Source organism: Ruegeria sp. ABD4_443 (genome assembly GCF_056160865.1).
Window position 1 is genome coordinate 12,665 of sequence record NZ_JBSWYA010000010.1, and the last position, 20,487, is coordinate 33,151.

Here is a 20,487-nt window from a genome sequence, read left to right on the forward strand (position 1 = left end):
TTCAGCCCTTCCCGTCCCGGTCGGCCCTGACATTAGGCAACGCCTGTGCCAAGTTCCAGCGTAAATGCCTTGTCAGTCCTGCACCTGGAAGGCCTTGCAGGGGTCTTCGCGGTCCACCGGGAGGCTGTCGACAACCGCATCAAACGCACCTGCGATTTCACCGCCCTCGGACTGGCCCAGCGCAAAGACTTTCAGCCCCGGCCGAAGGCGCGAAAGGAAAGTGGGGATACCCCGGTCCCTGCGGGCGTGGCCATTACCGGTTATGACAACAACCGGTCCGCCGGTATCATCAATCGCCTGAAGGGTCGCACGCGCCAGAACAGCGTCGCGCAACCGCTGTATCGCAACAAGCTGCGGCAGGATTTCTGCCGGAACCGCATCACAATGCGCCGCCAGTTGATCCGCCTCGCGCGCGGCCTGTTCCGGGGCGGGCAACGGGACGGTCAGGCCGTACCGCGCCGCATCGGACCCCAGGGCGGTGGCGGCCCCCCGCTCCATCGCAAGACGGGCGGCCGAGCGCGGCACCATCGCGCCATAGACTGGCGCATCCGACGCGCCGAATATCGGATAGTACATACTGAGCGGCGGCCAGCCCAACTCGGCCCATCGCAGGATTTCCGACAGTTCCTGCGGGTTCGAGGCAGCCTTCTGCGCCAATCGCTGCGCGCCTTCTTCTGTTACCATTTCCCAAACGACAGCGGTCGGCGCGATTGCCGCGACTGCCTCGGCCTGAACCAGGTGATGCTGCGGGTTGTCGTGTGTTTCGCCCAGAATAACGACGTCGGCATTCGACATCTGCTGGCGCAGTTCCGTGGACAGCAGGCTTTCGGCCATTGCCCCTTGTCCGGGGCAGCCAAAGATCACGATCGCGGTGGCCAGAATCGCAAGATTTCTCATGCGAAGAAGTGTTGCACCTCTCGGGATTGCGCTTCAAGGTTCTTGCGCATTTTCGCGAAGGCCGCCGCCTCAAGCTGACGCACGCGTTCCTTGGACAACCCCAGTTCCTGCCCCAGGCTTTCCAAGGTTCGCGCAGGGTCGCGCAGTTTGCGTTCCTGCACGATGAACCGCTCGCGGTCATTCAGCGCCTGCATCGCGGAAATCAGCCATTCTCTCAGCTGATGGGTATCGTGCCGATGCGCAACCGTTTCCGCCGCCTGTTCGCGGTCGTCCTCAAGCGCGTCAATCCACTCGCGCCCGTCCTCATCCGCCGATTGCACGGCGTTCAGTGAAAAATCCGAGCCCGAAAGGCGGCCTTCCATCATCTCTACGTCCCTGAGCGGAACGCCAATTTCAGCAGCAATCAACTGGTGCAACTGATGACGATCCAATTCCAGACCGTCTGTCGCCGCGTCCCGTTCCAACTTGGCCTGAACCCGGCGCATGTTGAAGAAGAGCGACTTTTGGGAAGAGGTTGAACCGGTCCGGACCATCGACCAGTTTCGCATGACATAGTCTTGAATGCTGGCCTTGATCCACCAGACCGCATAGGTCGAAAACCTCACTCCGCGATCGGGATCGAATTTATCCGCGGCTTTCATCAGCCCCAGTCCCGCCTCTTGGATCAAGTCGTTCATCGGGGCGCCGTAGCGCTTGAATTTCGCGGCCATGGAAATCGCAAGGCGCATATATGCCGTTATCAACCGGTGCAAAGCCTGTTCATCGCGGTTATCTCGCCATGCATAGGCCAGGCGCAGCTCGGTCTCGGCATCCAGCAATTCGGCCTTCATGGCCTGACGGGTCATGATCTGGTCGTTTGGATTGTCCAGTGCCATGCAACTCTCCCTTTTGTGGCAGGCGCGGTCGGACTTGCCATGCTGTTCTGGGGTCGATACGCAGGATCAAGCCGGGTGGATCACTAGAAAGGTAACAAAAGTGCATCCCAATTTAACCTTTGTATTGGGCGGCGCAGCCTCTGGCAAATCGGCATTTGCCGAGCAACTTGCTGTTTCATCAGGAAAAAACCGCGTTTACGTCGCCACTTCACAAGTGTTTGATGACGAGATGCGCAGCAAAATTTGCCAACATATTAGGCAACGCGGCACAGGTTGGGACACGATCGAGGCGCCATTTGATCTGGCTCCTGCTCTGAAAGAGCTTGGACCAAGCCAGGTTTGCCTTGTCGATTGCGCAACCATGTGGCTGACCAATCACCTTTTGGCAGAACATGACATTGCCCAGGCCCAAACCGCGTTTCTGGACGCCTGCGCGGCCTGCCCCGCGCAGATCATTGTTGTCTCCAACGAGGTCGGGCAGGGTATCGTGCCGGAAAACGCCTTGTCCCGCAGGTTCCGCGAGGCGCAAGGCCGTTTGAACATCGCGATTGCAGCCCAGGCCGATCTGGTGGTGCAGGTCATTGCCGGTTTGCCGCGGGTTCTGAAGGGTCAGATGCCGTGACCCGCCTGCATCTGGTGCGACACGGACCCACCCATGCCAAGACCATGGTCGGCTGGTCCGATCTGCCAGCCGATCTCAGCGACCTTGACGTGCTGGCCCGTTTGCAGGCTTACCTGCCACCATCGGCCCTGCTCGTGTCGTCCGATCTGACGCGGGCGGTGGACACCGCCACGGCGATCCAGGCCGACCGCCAACGCCTGCCGCACCACCCGGACCTGCGCGAAATCCACTTCGGGCAATGGGAGCTGAAATCCTTTTCCCAGATCGAGGCCGAAGACCCCGAGCGCGCCTTTGCCTATTGGGACACCCCCGGAGATGTCCGCCCCCCCGGCGGCGAAAGCTGGAACCAGGTGCGCGGCCGGGTCGATGCCGCGATTGACCTGCTGATAGCAAACCATCCCGGTGCCGATATCGTGGTTGTCGCCCATTTCGGCGTGATCCTGACCCAGCTGCAGCGTGCCCTGTCCCTGGACGCCCAACAGACATTTGCGCACCGCATCGACAACCTTTCGGTTTCCGAAATCGCCTTTGAAAAGGGCGCATGGACCGTAGGGCGGATAAATCACTGCCCGTGATCGGCCTGCGCACAAATCTCTGATTTACCAAGTCGACCGGATCAATCATCGTAACGCTATGACTTATGATCTTTTTATCGGTGACCGGCTGTTTTCAAGCTGGTCTTTGCGCGGTTGGCTGATGCTGGAAAAGTTTGGCCTATCGCATCAAAGCCACATGGTCGGGCTGTATTCCGGAACCATGGCAGCTGACATGGCACCCCTGGCCCCTGCTCGTCTGGTGCCCGCCCTGCGGCTGCCTGACGGCACGGTGATCGGCGAAAGCCTTGCGATGGCGGAAACCTTGGCCGAGCTCAACCCCGATGCGGGACTATGGCCAAGCGACAGCGCGGCAAGGGCAACCGCCCGCTGGCTGTGTTCGGAAATGACGGCCGGGTTCAGCGGGTTGCGCGGCGAATGCCCCATGCAGCTTTTGCATGTCTGGCAAGGGTTTGCACCGTCGCAAGCCACGTTGACGGATCTGGACCGGATCGAAACGCTATGGGCGCATGCCCGCGCTGTTTCCGGCGCCGAAACCGGGCCGCTCTTTGGTGCATATTCCCTGGCCGATGTCTTTTATACTCCGGTCGCGGCCCGGATCATTGGGTATGACCTGCCCGTTTCAGATGCCAATCGCGCCTATTGCCTTGAATTGCTGGCCGACCCCAAGGTGCGGCAATGGCGGGCGATGGGGTTGACGGTCACCTATGACCCGTTTCCCTATCCCCAGCCTCTGGAACCGCGCGCCTGGCCCGTGGGCACAGCGACAGACGCACGCCCCGTCGAACCCGGCCCTGCTGAAAACGACGCCTGCCCCTATTCCGGCCAGCCCGTCACCCATTTCCTGGAGCTGAACGGACGGCGCTGGGGGTTCTGCAACGCGTTCTGCCGCGACAAGACCGTTGCCGATCCGGGTGCCTGGCCGAAATTCCTGGAAATGACGGCGCGCGTTAACCAAACTTAAACCGAGGCCATGGCAGCAACGTCCTGTTAACCAAGAACAGGAACGCCATGGTCGCCCGCGCGCATACAGTTGCCTTTCAAGGCGTCGAAGCCCGCCCGGTTGAGGTGCAATGCGCGGTCTCGCCCGGCCTGCCCGCCTTTTCGATCGTAGGCTTGCCGGACAAGGCCGTTTCCGAAGCCCGCGACCGTGTGCGCAGCGCGCTCAGCGCGATGGCCATCGCGCTTCCGTCCAAGCGGATCACGATCAACCTCTCGCCAGCCGACCTGCCCAAGGAAGGCAGCCATTTCGACCTGCCCATCGCCGTGGCGCTGCTGTCAGCGCTCGACATCATCCCCGCCGACGCGGCCGAGGGCGCTGTTGCGCTTGGCGAATTGTCCCTGGATGGGTCCCTTGTTCCGGTTGTTGGGGCGCTGCCTGCGGCGATGACGGCGGCCAGCGAAAGCCGCGCGCTTCTGTGCCCCTGCGGTTCCAGCGCCGAGGCCGCCTGGGTCGATGCGGCGCAGGTGATTGGCGCTGCGACATTGGGCGATGTCGTACGCCACTTTTCGGGACAGGCCCCCCTGCAAGCGGCCCAACCCGGCGAGGTTCTTCTGCCTCCTGGCAACCGGGATTTGCGCGACGTCAAGGGGCAGGAGCGGGCCAAGCGAGCCCTGGAAATCGCGGCCGCCGGGCGGCACCACCTGATCATGACGGGAACGCCTGGGTCGGGAAAATCAATGCTGGCGTCACGCCTGCCGGGTATCCTGCCAGCCCTGTCTCCGGTCGAGGCGCTGGAAACGTCAATGATCCACTCATTATGCGGGTTGCTGGACGAAGGCGGCATCAGCCGTGCGCGACCCTTTCGCGAACCCCATCACACCGCATCGATGGCCGCCATCGTCGGTGGCGGCAAAGGGGCCAAGCCGGGTGAGATTTCATTGGCCCATAACGGCGTCCTGTTCATGGACGAGCTGCCGGAATTCCCGCGCACCGTTCTGGAAACACTGCGGCAACCGATCGAAACCGGTGAGGTCATGATCGCCCGCGCCAATGCGCATGTGAAATACCCCTGCCGGTTCATGCTGGTGGCCGCGGCCAACCCCTGCAAATGTGGGTACCTGACGGAACCGGCCCGCGCCTGTTCACGCGCGCCGGGATGCGGTGAAGATTACCTGGGCAGGATTTCCGGCCCTCTCATGGACAGGTTCGATTTGCGGATCGAAGTGCCCCCTGTCAGCTTTACCGATCTGGACCTGCCGCCGTCCGGCGACAGCTCTGCCACCGTTGCGGCGCGGGTCGAACAGGCCCGCGCAGTTCAGGCGGACAGGTTCAGCGGCTCGCCCGCCATCCGCCAGAACGCGGATGTCGAAGGCTCACGACTGGAAGAAATCGCCGCGCCGGATGCCGAGGGCAAAGCCCTGTTGATGCAGGCCGCCGAACGTTTCGGCCTGTCGGCCCGTGCCTTTCACCGCATCCTTAGGGTGGCGCGCACCATTGCGGATCTTGACGGTGAACCTGATATTCGCCGCCCCCATATCGCCGAGGCCCTGAGCTATCGCATCTCGGCGAATGTCGCGGGTTAGACCCTGGCTTCGATCGCCTCCCAGATCTTCTGGGCAATGTTGTCGCCGTTGAAACGCTCAAGTTCCTGAATGCCGGTCGGCGAGGTCACGTTGATTTCGGTCAGGTAATCCCCAATCACGTCGATGCCGACGAAAACCTGCCCTTTTTCTTTCAAAAGCGGCCCGATCGCCGCGCAGATTTCCATGTCCCGCTCTGTCAGCCCGACCTTTTCGGGGCGCCCGCCGACATGCATGTTCGACCGGGTTTCCCCCTCGGCAGGAACGCGGTTGATGGCCCCGACAGGTTCGCCATCCACCAGGATGACGCGTTTGTCGCCATTGCGCACATCGGGCAGAAACTTCTGAACGATCAAAGGCTCGCGCGAGAAACCGGTGAACAATTCGTGCAGCGAGGTCAGGTTGCGGTCGCTTGCATCCAGCCGGAACACCCCGGCACCGCCATTTCCGTAAAGCGGTTTGAGGATGATGTCGCCGTGTTTTTCCTTGAACGCCTTGATGGTGCGCAGGTCGCGCGCAATCGTCGTCGGCGGCGTCAGATCAGGAAAGTCCAGCACCAGCAACTTTTCCGGATAGTTGCGCACCCAGAACGGATCGTTGACCACAAGCGTCTGCCCGGCCAGCCGGTCCAGCAAATGCGTCGACGTGATGTAATGCATGTCAAAAGGCGGGTCCTGGCGCAGCCAGACAACGTCGAACTCTGCCAGATCGACATCGCGTTCGGGTCCCAGAACGGCAGGATCGCCCGGCACCCGCTGCACCGTCATGTCATGACCCTTCGCCGTCACGCGCCCTTCCTGATAGGCCAACTGATCGGGCCCATAGAAGAAAAGCTGGTGCCCGCGCGCCTGCGCCTCTTCGGCAAGCCGAAATGAGCTGTCGGCGTTGATGTCAACGTCCCCGATCGGGTCCATCTGAAAGGCGATTTTCATGGCGTGTCCCTCGTGTTTCAGCCAGATACATGGCGCACAGACCGCGAGGGTTCAATGGGGATCAGAAGGCGCCAAAGGCGTTTTCAATGATTTTCACCTGCCCGCAGGAATTGACCAGCGCCGCATCAAAACGCATTTCGGTCAACTGGCCCGCCGGTTCCTGTTCCACGAATTGCGCGGCCGAGGCACAGATTCGGTCCATCTGCCTGCGGCTGATACGCGCCGCCGCCGTATCGAAGCTGGAGCTTTTCTTGACCTCGATAAAGGCAAGCCCATCGGCGTTGCGCACAATCAGGTCAATCTCACCCCCGGCGCCACGCCACCGGCGATGCAGCACGCAATACCCGCGCCGCTCGTAATCTTCGGCCACCTGCAGTTCGGCGGCCTTCCCCGCGTGATAGGACAGCGAACTGCGCACCGATTTGCCGGTCATGTCATTTGTTCCCCAAACTCAACGCCCTTTGGTAGATCGGCCGCCGCGGCAATTCGAACATTTCTGACACCAGGTCAGCCGCATCGCGGACCGAATGGGACTGCAGAGCCTTTAACAATGCCTCTTCTATGTCAGAATCGTTAACAGCTTGCGAACGGGCACGGTCCACCAACAGCACGATTTCGCCCTTGACCGTCCTTTCCGCGAATTCTTCGGCCAGTTCCGACAGCGTTCCGCGGCGAATTTCTTCGAATTTCTTGGTCAGCTCCCGGCACAAGGCAGCCTGACGTTCAGGCCCCAGGCTGGCGGCCAGATCGGCCAGGCAGCCAGCAACACGTTTGGGGGATTCGTAAAAAACCAGCGTTCCCGGGATCGAGCGCAACGCTTCGATCCTGGTTCGGCGCGCCTTGGTGGCATTTGGCAGGAAACCCGCGAAAAAGAACGCATCGGTTGGCAATCCCGCAAGGGTCAGCGCCGCCAGCGCCGCCGACGGGCCCGGCGCGCATGTGACCGGGAACCCTTTTTCGGCCACGGACCGTCCCAGATCGTATCCCGGATCTGCGATCAATGGCATACCGGCCTCGGATGCATATGCAACGGACCGCCCCTGTCCCAGCGCCTGGATGATTTTTTCGCGCGCGCCCCGACCGCTGTGGTCGTGATAGGCCAGTATCCGCCGCCCCTCCAGTGGCACGCCATGTATTTCCATCAACCTGCGCAGGCTGCGTGTATCCTCGGCTGCGATCACATCCGCCGAGGCCAGAATGTCCAGCGCCCTGAGCGTTATGTCGCGCGCGGTGCCGATCGGCGTGGCGACAAAATACAGCCCGGCAGTCAAACTGATCTTTTGGAAATTCAAAGCTGGACCCTCACAGCGTGACGTTTATTATCGCGGCCTGATAGTATAGCAGCATCTCAAGCCGCCGGATCAGGGAGTTTTCATTTAGATGGTTACTGTTTGCAAGCCCGTACGCAACCTGGCGAAGTCCGCCCTTGCGTTGGCCGCAGCCGCATTTCTGGCCGCCTGTGAACCCGGAGCGATCGGTGGCGGCCCCTCGATCAACGCCTCCAAACCCGTTCCGGTCGCGCTGCTGGTTCCCAAGGGATCGGCACAGTCCGGCGACGCCGCACTGGCGCGCAGCCTTGAAAACGCGGCGCGCATGGCGATGTCGGATCTGCAAAACGTCACGATCGACCTGCGGGTCTATGACACGGCCGGCAACCCCAACACGGCATCAACCGTCGCGCAACAGGCGGTGTCGGACGGCGCCAAGATCATTATCGGCCCCGTCTACGCTCAGGCTGCCAATGCCGCCGGACTGGCGGTTCTGAACAACAAGGTCAATGTTCTGTCCTTTTCGAACAACACCAGCATCGCCGGCGGCAACGTCTTCGTGCTGGGCCCGACCTTTGACAATACAGCCAGACGTCTGGTCAACTATGCCGGATCGCAGGGCAAGAACGGCATGGTCATCGTGCACAGCGAGGACGCCGCCGGACAATTGGGTCAGGCCGCAATCGCCAACGCGCTGAGCGGCAGCCGGGTCAACAATGCAGGAAGCGTTGCCTTTGACCGGTCGCAGCAGGGCGTCATCAACTCGGTCCCGTCGATCAAGGCCGCCGTCGATTCCTCGGGGGCCGATTCGATTTTCCTGACCGCGACCACGGCCGGCGCATTGCCGCTGTACAGCCAATTGCTGCCCGAGGCCGGGCTGTCGCCCGCAACAACCCAATATGTCGGCCTGACACGGTGGGATATCCCGCCGCAGACGCTGGAACTTCCTGGCGTGCAAGGGGGCTGGTTCGCCCTGCCGGACCCTGCCAAGGCACAGGCGTACCGCACACGCTATAACGCGACCTATGGCGAGGCTCCGCACCCGATCAGCGGCCTAGCCTATGACGGGATCGCCGCGATTGGCGCGCTGGTCGGCCAGGGCAAATCGGATGCCCTGACAGCAGCAGCCCTAACACAGAACGCCGGTTTCCAGGGCGTCGGCGGCATATTCCGTCTGCGTCCCAACGGCACGAACGAACGCGGTCTGGCGGTGGCCACGATCCAGAACAAACAGGTGGTTGTGATTGACCCTGCCCCACAAAGCTTCTCTGGCGCCGGTTTCTGATCTACCGGCGCTTATCCGGGCGCCAAGCGGCGCGCTGATCTGCGAGGCCTCTGAAATCTTTGACAGTGCCGGGATCAATTCCCGACTGTCTGATGCCATCGAAAACTGCAAGGACGCCGCGGCCATTCGCGGCGAAACCGTGCGTATCCTGCGCGACGCGCAAAAAGCCGGGCGCGCGGCTATATCGTCTGCTTTTGCAGACAAGCCGTTCGATGCCCGGCCCCTGACGCGGTCCTACACCTATCTGACCGACGGGCTGGTATGTACGGCGATGCAGGTGGCCAGCCAGTACATCCATCCGCTGGCAAACCCGACCCAGGGCGAGAAAATCGCGGTTATGGCGGTTGGCGGTTATGGCCGCGGCGAAATGGCCCCGGCATCGGATGTCGATCTGCTGTTCCTGACCCCGTACAAGATTACCGCCTGGGCCGAGAGCGTGATTGAATCCATGCTCTATATTCTTTGGGACCTGCGCCTGAAGGTCGGCCATTCCTCGCGCACCATCCGCGACTGCCTGCGATTGGGCGCCGAGGATTTCACGATCCGCACCGCCATGCTGGAACAGCGCTTTCTGGCCGGTGACAATGCCCTTGCGGCCGAATTGGAAACCCGGTTGAAAGCCGATCTTTTCAAGGGCAGCGAACGCCAGTTCATCGAGGCCAAGCTGCATGAGCGCGACGAGCGTCACCACAAACAAGGTGAGCGCTATAAGGTCGAGCCCAATGTAAAAGAGGGCAAGGGCGGGCTTCGGGACCTGCAGTCGCTGTATTGGATCGCCAAATATGTCTATGGCGTGCAAGACGTTGCCGAACTTGTCCCGCTGGGCCTGTTCGCACCCGAAGAGTTCGAGACATTTGTTCAGGCCGAAGATTTCCTGTGGGCCGTGCGCTCGCATCTGCACCTTGTGACCGGCCGGGCGACGGAACAGCTGACCTTTGACCTGCAGGTCGAAGTCGCGGACCGCATGGGGTACAAGGACCGCGCGGGCCGCCGGGCCGTCGAAATCTTTATGCAACGCTATTTCCGGGAAGCGACCCGCGTCGGAGAGTTGACCCGGATATTCCTGACCAAGCTGGAAGCCCTGCATATGAAAAACGCGCCCCTGCTGGAGCGTATTTTCCGCAGGCGCCCCAGGATGAAACCCGGTTACAGCGTGGTACACGGACGCCTGGACGTGGCCGACCCGGACAAGTTCCTGGCGGACAAGGTCAACATGTTGCGGCTGTTCGAAGAAGGATTGCGCACAGGGATGCTGATACATCCCGACGCGATGCGCCTGGTCACGGCCAACCTGAACCTGATCGATGAGGACATGCGCAACAACAAAGAGGCCCAGCGCATTTTCCTGGACCTCATGCTGAAACACGGCAACCCCGAACGCGCCCTGCGCCGGATGAACGAGCTTGGCGTGCTGTCTGCATTTGTCCCTGAATTCGAACACATCGTGGCGATGATGCAGTTCAACATGTATCACAGCTATACGGTGGACGAGCACACGATCCAATGCATCGTGAACCTTGCTCAGATCGAGCGCGGAGAATTGATCGAAGAGCTACCGCTGGCGTCTTCGATATTGGAACGCGGCGTTAACAGGCGCGTTCTTTACGTGGCGCTTTTGGTGCATGACATTGCCAAAGGGCGCCCCGAGGACCACTCGATCCTCGGCGCGCAAATGGCGCGGAAGATCGCGCCGAGGCTGGGGCTGAACAAGTCGGAAACCGAAACCGTGGAATGGCTTGTGCGGTATCACCTGCTGATGTCGGACATGGCCCAGAAACGCGACATCTCGGATCCGCGTACAGTGCGCGACTTTGCCAAGGCGGTCAAATCCGTCAAGCGGCTGGATCTTTTGACCGTTCTGACCGTGTGCGACATTCGCGGCGTGGGCCCGAACACGTGGAACAACTGGAAAGCTACCTTGTTGCGGGCGCTTTACGCCGAAACGAAAAATGCCCTGCAAACCGGGATGGAAGACCTGAACCGCGCCAATCGCGGTGCCGAGGCAAAGAAGGCCCTGCGCGGCGCTTTGCAAAGCTGGAACAAGGCCGACCTCAAGACCGAAACAGGCCGGCACTATGGCCCGTATTGGCAAGGTCTGAACCTGTCCACCCATGTCGAATTCGCCGAAATGCTCCGCGAACTTGAAAGCAGCGGAAATGCAGGGGCGATGGAAATCCGCCTGCACCCGGACGAAGACCGCGACGCCACGCGGGCGTGTTTCACCATGGCCGACCATCCGGGTATCTTTGCCCGAATTGCGGGGGCACTGGCGCTTGTCGGTGCAAATGTCGTGGATGCGCGCAGCTATACGACCAAGGACGGGTACGTCACCGATGCGTTCTGGATACAGGACGCCGAAGGGCACCCGTTCGAGGCAAGCCGCCTGCCGCGCCTGACCCAGATGATCCAGAAAACGCTCAAGGGCGAAGTCGTCGCCGGAGAAGCCCTGAAGTCGCGCGACAAGATCAAAAAGCGCGAACGGGCGTTCGACGTGCCGACCCATGTCACCTTTGATAATGACGGCTCTGAAATCTACACGATCATCGAGGTGGACACCCGGGACCGTCCCGGCCTGCTGTATGATCTGACACGCTCTCTGGCCAGCGCAAATGTCTACATCGCCAATGCGGTCATTGCGACCTATGGCGAACAGGTCGTGGACACGTTCTATGTCAAGGACATGTTCGGGCTGAAATATCATTCGGAAAGCAAACAGCGCGGTCTTGAGGCGAAACTGCGCAAGGCCATCGTCGAAGGTGCGGAGCGCGCGGCCTCATGAAACAGATCCGGCTGTTCTCGGGCCTGTTCACGGTCGGGTTCTGGACGTTGACAAGCCGGATACTGGGGTTTCTCCGAGAGATCCTTTTGACTGCCTATATCGGTCCGGGTCCCGTCATGGACGCGTTTGTGGCCGCGTTTCGCCTGCCCAACATGTTCCGCCGGTTCTTTGCCGAAGGCGCGTTCAATGCCGCTTTTGTCCCGATGTTCTCAAAACGGCTGGAAGCCGGAGAAGACGCACAGGGCTTTGCCCAGCAGGCCTTCAACCTGTTGGCCGCCGCCGTGCTTGGCCTGGTCGGGTTGGGCATGATCTTTATGCCCGGCCTCGTATGGTTGACCGCCGAAGGGTTTTACGGCGACGAGCGGTTCGATCTGGCGGTTGATTACGGGTATGTGGTTTTTCCCTATATCCTGTTCATGTCCCTGGCCGCGCTGTTTTCCGGCGTGCTGAATGCGACAGGCCGGTTTGCCGCGGCTGCGGCTGCGCCTGTCCTGCTGAACATATTCGCCTGCTCTGCCCTGATCACCGCAGCCCTGTCCGGCGCCGAGGTCATTCGTTGGCTTATTGCCGTTATTCCCATCGCAGGGGTGGCACAGCTGGCCCTTGTCTGGGTTGCGACCGAACGCGCGGGCATTCGCATCCGGCCCGGCATGCCCCGCCTGAACCCTCAGATGCGGCACATGGTACGCGTCGCTGTACCGGCCGCATTGGCAATGGGGGTGACCCAGGTCAACCTGGTTGTCGGACAGTTGGTTGCGTCAAAAACGGAAAAGGCCGTCAGTTGGCTGTTTGCCGCGGACCGGCTGTATCAGTTGCCGCTTGGGGTTGTCGGAATCGCCGTTGGCATCGTTTTGCTGCCTGACCTGTCGCGCCGCCTGCGTGCCGACGACAAGGACGGCGCCCGAAACGCGTTTTCGCGGGCCGGTGAATTCACGCTGTTGCTGACCATTCCGTCCACGGTGGCCTTTGTGATCATCCCGAACCCGCTGGTTTCGGTCCTGTTCGAACGGGGCCAGTTCGGCAGTGCCGACACCTCGGCCACCGCATTGGCCGTGGCCGTTTACGGAATCGGCCTGCCTGCGTTCATGCTGCAAAAGCTGCTGCAACCGCTGTTCTTTGCGCGCGAAGATACCAAATCGCCGTTTCGCTATGCCATGGTCGCCATGGTCATCAACGCGGCGCTGGCCTTTGGGCTGTATCCGCTTGTCGGATGGATCGCGCCCGCAATTGCCGCCTCGGTCGCGGGTTGGGCCATGGTCGCCCTGCTGATCATAGGGGCGCGGCGAATGGGGGAAGAGGCTCGTTTTGACGATCGCTTCAAGCGCAGGGCCTGGCGGATCGTAGCTGCCTCATGCGGCATGGGGGCCGTGCTGTATGCCGGAATTCACCTCTTTGGCTGGGCCTTCCAGATGTCGGGGTGGCGGTACCTGGCGCTTCTCATCCTGATCAAGGTTGCCGCTGCGACCTATTTCTTTCTGGGGCACCTGTTCAAAGCCTTTGAACTGGCCGAGTTCCGTCAGGCCCTGCGGCGGCGCTGATCAATCGCGGCGGATGCGCCCGACGATCCGAGCCCAGCCACCGGGTGCAAGGAAAAAGGACAGGCAAAACCCCGTGGCAAAGCCGCCCAGATCGGCGACCCAGTCCGAGGTGCCCCCGAACAGCAGCCCAAAAAGCAATTGAATGCCCATCAGGACGGCAATCAGTTGAAACGCCCGCGCCTGGTTTTCGCCCACCAATGACAGCTTGCGCCACAACAGCCAGGTGAACGCCCCGATCAGCCCATAGACGGGTGGGAAACCGCCAATCAGCGGGTATCGCGGGTCCAGAAACAAGGCATAGGCCAAGGCACCGCCGACCCCCGACAGGACAAAGATGATAAGCATCGGCAACCCGCCGAAAACCTCTCCGACCATCTTGCCCATGGCCAGTACGAATACGCAGACAAACAAAGCCTGCGTGAAACTGCCCGAAACAAAGGGGTAGGTCACGAACCGGATCACATGTTCAAACGGCCACCGTCCATTTTGGATCATCCAGTCAAATATGTCGGCGGAAAACGCATAGGTCTGGATTGCATCCAGACGCCACCCGACCGCCGTTGGCCCGCCGATCAGACCGCGGCTTCCCAAGGTGAACGCCAGCTCGACCCCCATGATGAACAGGACCAGCGCCACCACGACCGGCGGCAGGGGGTTCACGGCGGGGGTATAGTGTTCACTGCTCATTGGGCTGGCCTTTCGCGGCTGTTGACGTCCCTTTGCCTCATGGGTAAGCGACGGGGACTGATTTTTCCAGACGGGAGTTCCCTTTGATGACCGAGACCCAATTCACGCCACGCGTGTTTTCCGGCATCCAGCCTTCGGGAAACCTGCACCTTGGCAATTACCTGGGTGCGCTCAAACGGTTCGTGGACATGCAGGGGCTGGACATGGAAACCGTGTACTGCATGGTCGACCTGCACGCGATCACCGTCTGGCAGGACCCGGCAGAGCTGGCCCATTCCACCCGCGAGCTGTGTGCAGGTTTCATTGCAGCCGGCATCGACCCCGAACAATCGATCCTGTTCAACCAAAGCCAGGTGCCTGAACATGCGCAACTGGCCTGGATTTTCAACTGTGTCGCCCGCATGGGCTGGATGCAGCGCATGACCCAGTGGAAGGACAAGGCCGGCAAGAACCAGCAGAACGCATCGCTGGGTCTGCTTGCCTATCCGTCGCTGATGGCGGCGGACATTCTTACCTATCACGCCACGCATGTGCCGGTAGGTGACGACCAGAAACAGCACCTGGAACTGACCCGTGACATTGCGACCAAGTTCAACAACGATTTTGGCGTCGACTTCTTTCCGATAACCGAGCCGGTGATCGAAGGAGCCGCAACCCGTGTCATGAGCCTGCGGGACGGGGCAAAGAAGATGTCAAAATCCGACCCGTCGGACATGAGCCGCATCAACATGACCGACGACGCCGACGCGATTGCCAAAAAGATCCGCAAGGCCAAGACGGACCCGGACGCGTTGCCATCGGATGTGGACGGTCTTGAGGGCCGCCCCGAAGCGCGCAACCTGGTGAACATTTACGCCGCGCTCAGCGATCAGACCGTTGCACAGGTCCTGGCCGAAGTCGGCGGCAAGCAATTTGGGACCTTCAAACCGATGCTGGCCGATCTGGCGGTGGCCCGTCTGTCGCCGATTTCGACAGAAATGGCGCGCCTGATGAACGACCGGTCCGAGATCGACCGGATTCTGGCCCGTGGCTCGGAAAAGGCCCGCGCGATTGCGGGGCCGATTCTGGACCGCACCTATGAAATCGTGGGGATGGTCGGGGCAGGCAAACGCTGAGACCCGCACAGGCGTGACGCCGCCCGATATGGGCGGCGTTGCGTTTCGACAGCGCGCGCCCTCAGGCCGCCTGCGCGCGCAAGACGTCCTGAACGATCTGCTCTGCCACGGCATGGGGGCTGACCGTTTCGTGCCCGGCGCGCGTCAGGATACGGTCCATTGTCCGTTCCAACGCCTCAAGCCGTTGACCAACCCAGGCCTGCCGATCCGAAATCTGCAGAATCTCGGTTGCGACATTGACGATGCCTCCGCCATTGGCCACGAAATCAGGTGCGTACAGGATGCCCCGTTCATGCAGGCGCTGTGCATCTGCATCGGTCGCAAGCTGGTTGTTCGCGCCCCCGGCCACGGCGGCAACCTTCAAGACCGGAATCGTGGTTTCGTTCAGAATGCCGCCAATGGCGCAGGGCGCGAATATGTCGGCCTCGACCGCGTAAATGGCATCGGGTGCAACGCGCTGCACGCCAAATTTTTCTGCAACCGCCGCAGCCTGTTGCGGATCGATATCGGTGACGACCAGTTGCGCGCCCTCGTGATGCAGAAGGCTGCACAGATGTTCGCCCACATGGCCCAAACCCTGCACCGAAACAACCCGGCCGGACAGATCGTCCGATCCGAACCGATGTTTCGCGGTGACCCGTATGGCGTTGAAAATCCCACGCGCAGTAATCGGCGAGGGGTCGCCGCTGGCGAAATCCCCGTCGGCCAGCCCGGCGACGAAGTCAGCCTTGGCACCGATCTGCGCCATGTCTGCGGGGGTCATGCCCATGTCTTCGGCGGTCCAGTACAGCCCGTCCAGACTTTGGACCACGCGACCAAAAGCCTGCAGCAAGCCCTGAGTTTTGTCCGCAGACGGGTCCCCGACGATAACCGCCTTGCCACCGCCCAGCGGCAAATCGGCAGCGGCGTTCTTGAATGTCATGCCGCGCGACAAACGCAGCGCGTCGTCCAGGGCTTCGGCCGGATGCGCATAAGGGCGCATCCTGACGCCCCCGGCGGCGGGCCCCAGCTGCGTTGAATGGATCGCGACATACCCCAAAAGGCCGGTCGCTGTGTCTTTGAATGCGACCACATGTTCGTGGCCAGGTGCGTCTATCGCGGTAATTTCCATCGGGTCCTCCGGCGTTCTGCCCGAATTTTGCCACGCCACGACGAGCGATTTTCGCCAATATACACTGGCAGAGACTGAATTATTGGTGGTATCCATTAACCAAGACGAAAAAGATAGAGAAATACTCCAATGGATCAAATCGACCGAAAGATTGTTCGTGCCCTGCAAAAAGATGGCCGCATGACAGTTGTCGACCTGGCCGAGCAAGTAGGCCTGTCAGCGACGCCCTGCGCGCGGCGGCTTGACCGGCTGCAACGGGACGGCGTCCTGACCGGGTATGCCGCGCAGGTGAACCCTGAAAAGCTGGGGTTTTCCGTCACGATCTTTGTTTCCGTCGAACTTGAAAAACAAGACCGCAGCGCGATTGATGCCTTTGAACGGGCGATCCGCCATTGTGACGAGGTGATGGAGTGCTACCTGATGACAGGGTCGCGCGACATTCTTCTTCGGGTCGTGGCCCAAGACCTCAACGCCTTTGATTCCTTTCTTGAGAACCGATTGATGAAAATCCCAGGCATCCGAAATCTACGGTCAAACTTTGCTTTGCGGACCATGCTCAAGCGCGACACGCTGCCTTTGACGACCGGATAATCCGCTGGACCTTGGCAGCGGGCCGCCCTAGTTTTCGCCGGACCGGACGGAGGACAAGATGGCAGTCGGCAAAAACATCCGAACCTATTTCGAAGGCGCATGGCATGATGGGGATGCCCCGATCATGCGGGCGGCGGATCATGGCGCTTGGCTGGGGTCGTCCGTTTTTGACGGGGCGCGCTATTTCGATGGCATGGCCCCGGATCTTGAGGCGCATTGCGATCGCGTGAACCGGTCCGCCCAGGCCCTGATGCTGACACCGTCCATCCCGACCCAGCGTATGGTCGAACTGGTCCGCGAAGGGCTTGACGCCTGCGCCGAGGACGCGGCGGTCTATATCCGCCCGATGTATTGGGGGATCGACGGCGACGCGACGGCCATTGTCCCGCAGGAAGGCAGCACCGGCTTTGCCATTTGCCTGGAAGAAATTCCAATGGCCCCCGAAACCGCGGGCGCAACGCTGACAACAACACGGTTTCGCCGCCCGGTTCTGGAAACCGCCGTGGTCAACGCCAAGGCAGGATGCCTGTACCCCAACAACGCCCGCATGCTGGCCGAGGCCCGGTCCAAGGGGTTTTCGAACGCGCTGGTGGCGGATGCCATGGGCAATGTTGCCGAAACCGCGACCGCCAATATCTTTCTGGTCAAGGACGGAGAGGTCTTTACCCCTGCCCCCAACGGCACCTTTCTGGCGGGGATCACCCGCGCCCGCCACATCCAGAACCTGCGGCAAGACGGTGTGACCGTCCATGAAACCATCCTGGGGTTCGATGATTTCCACGACGCGGACGAGGTTTTCATGTCCGGGAACATGAACAAGGTCACGCCGGTCACCGCGCTGGATGATACCCAATACCAAATCGGTCCCATGGCCCGCCGCGCCCGCAGCCTGTACTGGGACTGGGCCGCCAGCGAACGCTAAGGGAAAGCGGCCTCGGGTTCGAGTTGCCAGACGCGGCTTGGTCGGGCATGATCCGCGAAACCAAAGAGGACACTCATGCGCAAGTTCCTGGTCGTTCTTGACGATAGCCGCGAATGCCTGAATGCGATGCGCTTCGCGGCGATGCGCGCGGCGCATACCGGCGGAGGCGTCACCATCCTGTCGGTAATCCCACCGGATGAATTCAATCACTGGATCGGCGTCGCCGAAGTCATGCGCGAAGAAGCCCGCGAACGCATTCATGCCCATTTCGAGGTTTTTGCGAAATGGATGCGCGACAAACAGGGCATCGAACCCGAACTGGCCATCCGCGAGGGCGACCCGGTTCCGCAGATCATATCGCATGTCCAGTCCGACCCCGAGATCGGCGTGCTCGTGCTGGGCGCGGGCACCGACAAAAAGGGCCCCGGCCCGCTGGTCACACAATTGACCCGCAACTCGGGCAGCCTGCCGATCCCGATCACCATCGTACCCGGTGATCTGAGCAAGGAAAAACTGGAAGAAATCACCTGAGGCAGGATTATGACGAAGCAGGTTCAGTTCTGGTTCGACTTCGCCTCAACCTATTCCTATCTCAGCGCGGTCCGGATCGAACAGGCCGCCCGGCAAAAGGGCGTTGCGGTATCGTGGCAACCCTTCTTGCTGGGTCCTATTTTTGCCGCGCAGGGTTGGGACAGTTCACCCTTTCGCCTGTATCCAGCCAAGGGCCGCTATATGTGGCGCGATATGGAGCGTATCTGCGCAGACCGGGGGCTGGCCTTTCAGCGCCAGCAGATTTTTCCGCAATCCAGCCTGACGGCCGCGCGCCTGGGGTTGGCGCTTGACGATATGGGCCAGCGGGCCGCTTTCGCGCGCGCGGTATTCGCCGCCGAATTTGGCGATGGGCGCGATATATCGGACCCGGATGTTCTTGCAGAATGCCTTGCCGCCTGCGATACACCCGCGGCACGTCTGAACCGCGCCAGGGACCCGGACATCAAGGCCGCGCTTTTTGACCAGGTCGATCGGGCGAAAAAGCTGGGCATATTTGGTGCCCCATCTTTTGTTGCGGGGTCCGAGCTGTTTTGGGGCGACGACCGGTTGGATGCCGCATTGGACTGGGCAGCCCAAATTTAGAACGGTTCCAAAACTTGACTTCCCACGCGGCTGCGCGCATATCAGGTGCAACGCAAACGGAGCTCTGCCATGTTCATCCAAACCGAATCCACGCCCAACCCGGCCACGTTGAAATTCCTTCCCGGTCAAACAGTTCTGGAAGCGGGAACCGCGGATTTTCCAACTGCTGACGCGGCGGAAAAATCACCGCTTGCAACGCGGATATTCGCGGTAAATGGCGTGACAGGTGTATTTTTCGGCAACGATTTCGTCACCGTGACCAAGTCGGATGACGTTCAGTGGGATCACATCAAACCAGCCGTTCTGGGCGCGGTGATGGAACATTACCAATCCGGCCAACCGGTCATGTCGACCGAGGCCGCGGCCTCGGGCCACGCGGAACATTCCGGCGAAGACGCCGAGATTGTAAACCAGATCAAGGACTTGCTTGACAGCCGTGTACGGCCCGCCGTGGCGCAGGATGGTGGCGACATTACCTTTCACGGGTTTGAACAGGGCGTCGTCTACCTGCATATGCAAGGGGCCTGTGCAGGGTGCCCATCGTCGACCCTGACCCTGAAAATGGGGATCGAGAACCTGCTGCGCCACTACATCCCCGAGGTTACCGAGGTACGCCCCGTTGCCGTCTGACTCAAAGATTCTGGCATTTGACACATCGGCCGCGCATTGCGCGGCCGCTTTGTTGTGCGGTGGGGAAATCAGGGTTTGCCGGGCCGAAGCGATGAACCGCGGACAGGCCGAGCGATTGATGCCCCTGCTGCAAGAGGTGCTGGCGGACGCGAAAATCGACTGGAAAGACCTTGATGCAATCGGTGTCGGCGTCGGTCCGGGAAATTTCACCGGAATCCGGATTTCCGTGTCAGCCGCCAGGGGGCTTGCCTTGGGGCTTGGTGTTCCCGCAGTCGGGGTGTCGGGCTTTGACGCGATAGGGGCCTTGATGCCAAAGGGCCAAATTGCGGCAATACCAGCGCCCCGCGACCAAGTTTACATCAACCTGCCCGAAACCGGCCCACAGCTGATGCCCCTGGCCCAGGCACAACAGGTGGGGCCGTTGCATTTTTGCCCGGACCCGAGCGATCACGTTCAGTCCATTGCGCGCATCGCGGCGCATCGCTTTCCTGAAACGCGCGATGCGCCTGCCCCGCTTTATGTCCGGGCAGCTGATGCCGCCCCCTCGCGGGACACGCCGCCCGTGCTGCTGGACGGATGACGCCCGCCCGGATGGCCCGCACGCATGCCGCGGCGTTCGACCAGGCCCGGCCCTGGTCTGCGGCAGAATTCGCCAGCCTTTTGGACAACCCTTTTACGCATGTGGTCGGTTCGGCCTCATGTTTCGCGGTTTTCCAGGTTATCGCGGGCGAGGCCGAATTGCTGACCATAGCCACGGACCCGCAATTCCAAAGGCAGGGTCTTGCGTTTGCCTGCATGCAAGCCTGGCACCGGCGCGCATCCGACTTGCTGGCCACACGGGCATTGCTGGACGTGGCCGCCGACAACGGCCCGGCAATAGCGCTTTACCGGCGCTGCGGCTATGCGCAATGCGGGTTGCGGCAAGGGTATTATGCGCGCGACAATGCAGAAAACGTTGATGCAATTTTGATGGATCGCAGCCTGCCCTGACGACAGGAAGGCGATTCTGGGACCAAATGGTCAA

At 61.1% G+C, this 20,487-nt stretch carries 22 protein-coding genes; 15 read left to right on the forward strand and 7 right to left on the reverse strand.

Going from position 1 to position 20,487, the window contains the following annotated elements; translation table 11 throughout:
- Positions 1-72: 72 nt before the first annotated feature.
- Positions 73-834 carry a ChaN family lipoprotein gene (locus ACXAG8_RS16275; protein WP_475229394.1) on the reverse strand — a complete coding sequence of 254 codons (762 nt, stop codon included), beginning with the start codon at positions 832-834 and terminating at the stop codon, positions 73-75.
- A 59-nt stretch (positions 835-893) separates the two neighbouring features.
- Complete coding sequence (locus ACXAG8_RS16280) at positions 894-1,772, reverse strand: RNA polymerase factor sigma-32 (protein WP_475228963.1); 879 nt, start codon at positions 1,770-1,772, stop codon at positions 894-896.
- Positions 1,773-1,872: 100 nt separating this feature from the next.
- On the opposite strand from ACXAG8_RS16280, the gene cobU reads away from it, so the two are divergent.
- Genes cobU through ACXAG8_RS16300 form a run of 4 tightly spaced genes read left to right on the forward strand, consistent with a single transcriptional unit; the run spans position 1,873 to position 5,474 of the window.
- Complete coding sequence (gene cobU, locus ACXAG8_RS16285; RefSeq protein ID WP_475228970.1) at positions 1,873-2,394, forward strand: bifunctional adenosylcobinamide kinase/adenosylcobinamide-phosphate guanylyltransferase; 522 nt, start codon at positions 1,873-1,875, stop codon at positions 2,392-2,394.
- Positions 2,391-2,969, forward strand: a complete 579-nt coding sequence (locus ACXAG8_RS16290) for a histidine phosphatase family protein (RefSeq protein WP_475228977.1) — start codon at positions 2,391-2,393, stop codon at positions 2,967-2,969. Before cobU ends, ACXAG8_RS16290 begins: the two co-directional genes overlap by 4 nt.
- A 58-nt stretch (positions 2,970-3,027) precedes the next feature.
- Positions 3,028-3,912: a glutathione S-transferase gene (locus tag ACXAG8_RS16295; RefSeq protein WP_475228984.1), complete on the forward strand. Its 885-nt coding sequence runs from the start codon at positions 3,028-3,030 to the stop codon at positions 3,910-3,912.
- A 47-nt stretch (positions 3,913-3,959) separates the two neighbouring features.
- Positions 3,960-5,474: a YifB family Mg chelatase-like AAA ATPase gene (locus tag ACXAG8_RS16300; protein WP_475228989.1), complete on the forward strand. Its 1,515-nt coding sequence runs from the start codon at positions 3,960-3,962 to the stop codon at positions 5,472-5,474.
- On the opposite strand, the gene gshB is transcribed toward ACXAG8_RS16300, so the two are convergent.
- From gshB to rsmI, 3 genes are all read right to left on the reverse strand, one after another.
- Positions 5,471-6,403, reverse strand: coding sequence for a glutathione synthase (gene gshB, locus ACXAG8_RS16305; RefSeq protein ID WP_475228995.1), 933 nt, complete (start codon positions 6,401-6,403; stop codon positions 5,471-5,473). The genes ACXAG8_RS16300 and gshB overlap by 4 nt on opposite strands.
- Positions 6,404-6,464: 61 nt before the next feature.
- Positions 6,465-6,836, reverse strand: coding sequence for a YraN family protein (locus ACXAG8_RS16310; protein ID WP_475229003.1), 372 nt, complete (start codon positions 6,834-6,836; stop codon positions 6,465-6,467).
- A 1-nt stretch (position 6,837) separates the two neighbouring features.
- Positions 6,838-7,695 carry a 16S rRNA (cytidine(1402)-2'-O)-methyltransferase gene (rsmI, locus tag ACXAG8_RS16315; RefSeq protein WP_475229011.1) on the reverse strand — a complete coding sequence of 286 codons (858 nt, stop codon included), beginning with the start codon at positions 7,693-7,695 and terminating at the stop codon, positions 6,838-6,840.
- Between the two features lie 88 nt (positions 7,696-7,783).
- Between rsmI and ACXAG8_RS16320 the strand changes: the two genes are divergently transcribed.
- The 3 genes from ACXAG8_RS16320 to murJ are packed head-to-tail and all read left to right on the forward strand — an operon-like array spanning position 7,784 to position 13,273.
- Positions 7,784-8,956, forward strand: a complete 1,173-nt coding sequence (locus ACXAG8_RS16320) for a penicillin-binding protein activator (protein ID WP_475229015.1) — start codon at positions 7,784-7,786, stop codon at positions 8,954-8,956.
- Entirely contained in the window at positions 8,916-11,735 is a 2,820-nt protein-coding gene (locus ACXAG8_RS16325; RefSeq protein ID WP_475229018.1) for a [protein-PII] uridylyltransferase, read from the forward strand. Before ACXAG8_RS16320 ends, ACXAG8_RS16325 begins: the two co-directional genes overlap by 41 nt.
- Complete coding sequence (gene murJ / locus ACXAG8_RS16330) at positions 11,732-13,273, forward strand: murein biosynthesis integral membrane protein MurJ (RefSeq protein WP_475229025.1); 1,542 nt, start codon at positions 11,732-11,734, stop codon at positions 13,271-13,273. Before ACXAG8_RS16325 ends, murJ begins: the two co-directional genes overlap by 4 nt.
- Here murJ and ACXAG8_RS16335 read toward each other — a convergent pair whose 3' ends face one another.
- The gene (locus ACXAG8_RS16335) at positions 13,274-13,960 is read right to left on the reverse strand and encodes a rhomboid family intramembrane serine protease (protein ID WP_475229034.1); all 687 of its coding nucleotides are present in this window, start codon (positions 13,958-13,960) and stop codon (positions 13,274-13,276) included. It abuts the gene before it with no gap.
- A gap of 86 nt (positions 13,961-14,046) precedes the next feature.
- On the opposite strand from ACXAG8_RS16335, the gene trpS reads away from it, so the two are divergent.
- Positions 14,047-15,075, forward strand: coding sequence for a tryptophan--tRNA ligase (trpS, locus tag ACXAG8_RS16340; RefSeq protein ID WP_475229041.1), 1,029 nt, complete (start codon positions 14,047-14,049; stop codon positions 15,073-15,075).
- A 61-nt stretch (positions 15,076-15,136) separates the two neighbouring features.
- Here the strand turns inward: trpS and ACXAG8_RS16345 are convergent, their stop codons facing one another.
- Positions 15,137-16,186, reverse strand: coding sequence for a Glu/Leu/Phe/Val family dehydrogenase (locus ACXAG8_RS16345; protein WP_475229048.1), 1,050 nt, complete (start codon positions 16,184-16,186; stop codon positions 15,137-15,139).
- A 129-nt stretch (positions 16,187-16,315) separates the two neighbouring features.
- Between ACXAG8_RS16345 and ACXAG8_RS16350 the strand changes: the two genes are divergently transcribed.
- The 7 genes from ACXAG8_RS16350 (at position 16,316) to ACXAG8_RS16380 (ending at position 20,453) form a co-directional block, all read left to right on the forward strand.
- A complete protein-coding gene (locus ACXAG8_RS16350) occupies positions 16,316-16,777 on the forward strand; it encodes an Lrp/AsnC family transcriptional regulator (RefSeq protein WP_475229054.1) in 462 nt (153 codons plus the stop codon).
- Positions 16,778-16,835: 58 nt separating this feature from the next.
- Positions 16,836-17,699 (forward strand): branched-chain amino acid aminotransferase, encoded by an 864-nt coding sequence (locus tag ACXAG8_RS16355; protein ID WP_475229060.1) that lies wholly within the window; start codon positions 16,836-16,838, stop codon positions 17,697-17,699.
- A 75-nt stretch (positions 17,700-17,774) separates the two neighbouring features.
- A complete protein-coding gene (locus ACXAG8_RS16360) occupies positions 17,775-18,230 on the forward strand; it encodes a universal stress protein (RefSeq protein ID WP_475229065.1) in 456 nt (151 codons plus the stop codon).
- A 9-nt stretch (positions 18,231-18,239) separates the two neighbouring features.
- Positions 18,240-18,833: a DsbA family protein gene (locus tag ACXAG8_RS16365; RefSeq protein WP_475229069.1), complete on the forward strand. Its 594-nt coding sequence runs from the start codon at positions 18,240-18,242 to the stop codon at positions 18,831-18,833.
- Positions 18,834-18,902: 69 nt separating this feature from the next.
- Positions 18,903-19,463, forward strand: coding sequence for a NifU family protein (locus tag ACXAG8_RS16370; protein WP_475229075.1), 561 nt, complete (start codon positions 18,903-18,905; stop codon positions 19,461-19,463).
- Complete coding sequence (gene tsaB / locus ACXAG8_RS16375; protein WP_475229083.1) at positions 19,453-20,043, forward strand: tRNA (adenosine(37)-N6)-threonylcarbamoyltransferase complex dimerization subunit type 1 TsaB; 591 nt, start codon at positions 19,453-19,455, stop codon at positions 20,041-20,043. The genes ACXAG8_RS16370 and tsaB overlap by 11 nt, the downstream gene beginning before the upstream one ends.
- A gap of 11 nt (positions 20,044-20,054) precedes the next feature.
- Positions 20,055-20,453: a GNAT family N-acetyltransferase gene (locus ACXAG8_RS16380; RefSeq protein WP_475229090.1), complete on the forward strand. Its 399-nt coding sequence runs from the start codon at positions 20,055-20,057 to the stop codon at positions 20,451-20,453.
- Positions 20,454-20,487: the final 34 nt, after the last annotated feature.

What these genes read in the sequence shown, in the direction of transcription:
- ACXAG8_RS16300 (WP_475228989.1), top strand. Translation starts at nt 3,960, where the DNA reads ATGGTCGCCCGCGCGCATACAGTTGCCTTTCAAGGCGTCGAAGCCCGC.
- ACXAG8_RS16295 (WP_475228984.1), top strand. Translation starts at nt 3,028, where the DNA reads ATGACTTATGATCTTTTTATCGGTGACCGGCTGTTTTCAAGCTGGTCT.
- ACXAG8_RS16360 (WP_475229065.1), top strand. Translation starts at nt 17,775, where the DNA reads ATGCGCAAGTTCCTGGTCGTTCTTGACGATAGCCGCGAATGCCTGAAT.
- ACXAG8_RS16380 (WP_475229090.1), top strand. Translation starts at nt 20,055, where the DNA reads ATGGCCCGCACGCATGCCGCGGCGTTCGACCAGGCCCGGCCCTGGTCT.
- ACXAG8_RS16275 (WP_475229394.1), bottom strand. Translation starts at nt 834, where the DNA reads ATGGCCGAAAGCCTGCTGTCCACGGAACTGCGCCAGCAGATGTCGAAT.
- ACXAG8_RS16350 (WP_475229054.1), top strand. Translation starts at nt 16,316, where the DNA reads ATGGATCAAATCGACCGAAAGATTGTTCGTGCCCTGCAAAAAGATGGC.
- gshB (WP_475228995.1), bottom strand. Translation starts at nt 6,403, where the DNA reads ATGAAAATCGCCTTTCAGATGGACCCGATCGGGGACGTTGACATCAAC.
- trpS (WP_475229041.1), top strand. Translation starts at nt 14,047, where the DNA reads ATGACCGAGACCCAATTCACGCCACGCGTGTTTTCCGGCATCCAGCCT.
- ACXAG8_RS16335 (WP_475229034.1), bottom strand. Translation starts at nt 13,960, where the DNA reads ATGAGCAGTGAACACTATACCCCCGCCGTGAACCCCCTGCCGCCGGTC.
- ACXAG8_RS16310 (WP_475229003.1), bottom strand. Translation starts at nt 6,836, where the DNA reads ATGACCGGCAAATCGGTGCGCAGTTCGCTGTCCTATCACGCGGGGAAG.
- ACXAG8_RS16280 (WP_475228963.1), bottom strand. Translation starts at nt 1,772, where the DNA reads ATGGCACTGGACAATCCAAACGACCAGATCATGACCCGTCAGGCCATG.
- ACXAG8_RS16370 (WP_475229075.1), top strand. Translation starts at nt 18,903, where the DNA reads ATGTTCATCCAAACCGAATCCACGCCCAACCCGGCCACGTTGAAATTC.
- murJ (WP_475229025.1), top strand. Translation starts at nt 11,732, where the DNA reads ATGAAACAGATCCGGCTGTTCTCGGGCCTGTTCACGGTCGGGTTCTGG.
- ACXAG8_RS16355 (WP_475229060.1), top strand. Translation starts at nt 16,836, where the DNA reads ATGGCAGTCGGCAAAAACATCCGAACCTATTTCGAAGGCGCATGGCAT.
- ACXAG8_RS16345 (WP_475229048.1), bottom strand. Translation starts at nt 16,186, where the DNA reads ATGGAAATTACCGCGATAGACGCACCTGGCCACGAACATGTGGTCGCA.
- ACXAG8_RS16320 (WP_475229015.1), top strand. Translation starts at nt 7,784, where the DNA reads ATGGTTACTGTTTGCAAGCCCGTACGCAACCTGGCGAAGTCCGCCCTT.
- ACXAG8_RS16365 (WP_475229069.1), top strand. Translation starts at nt 18,240, where the DNA reads ATGACGAAGCAGGTTCAGTTCTGGTTCGACTTCGCCTCAACCTATTCC.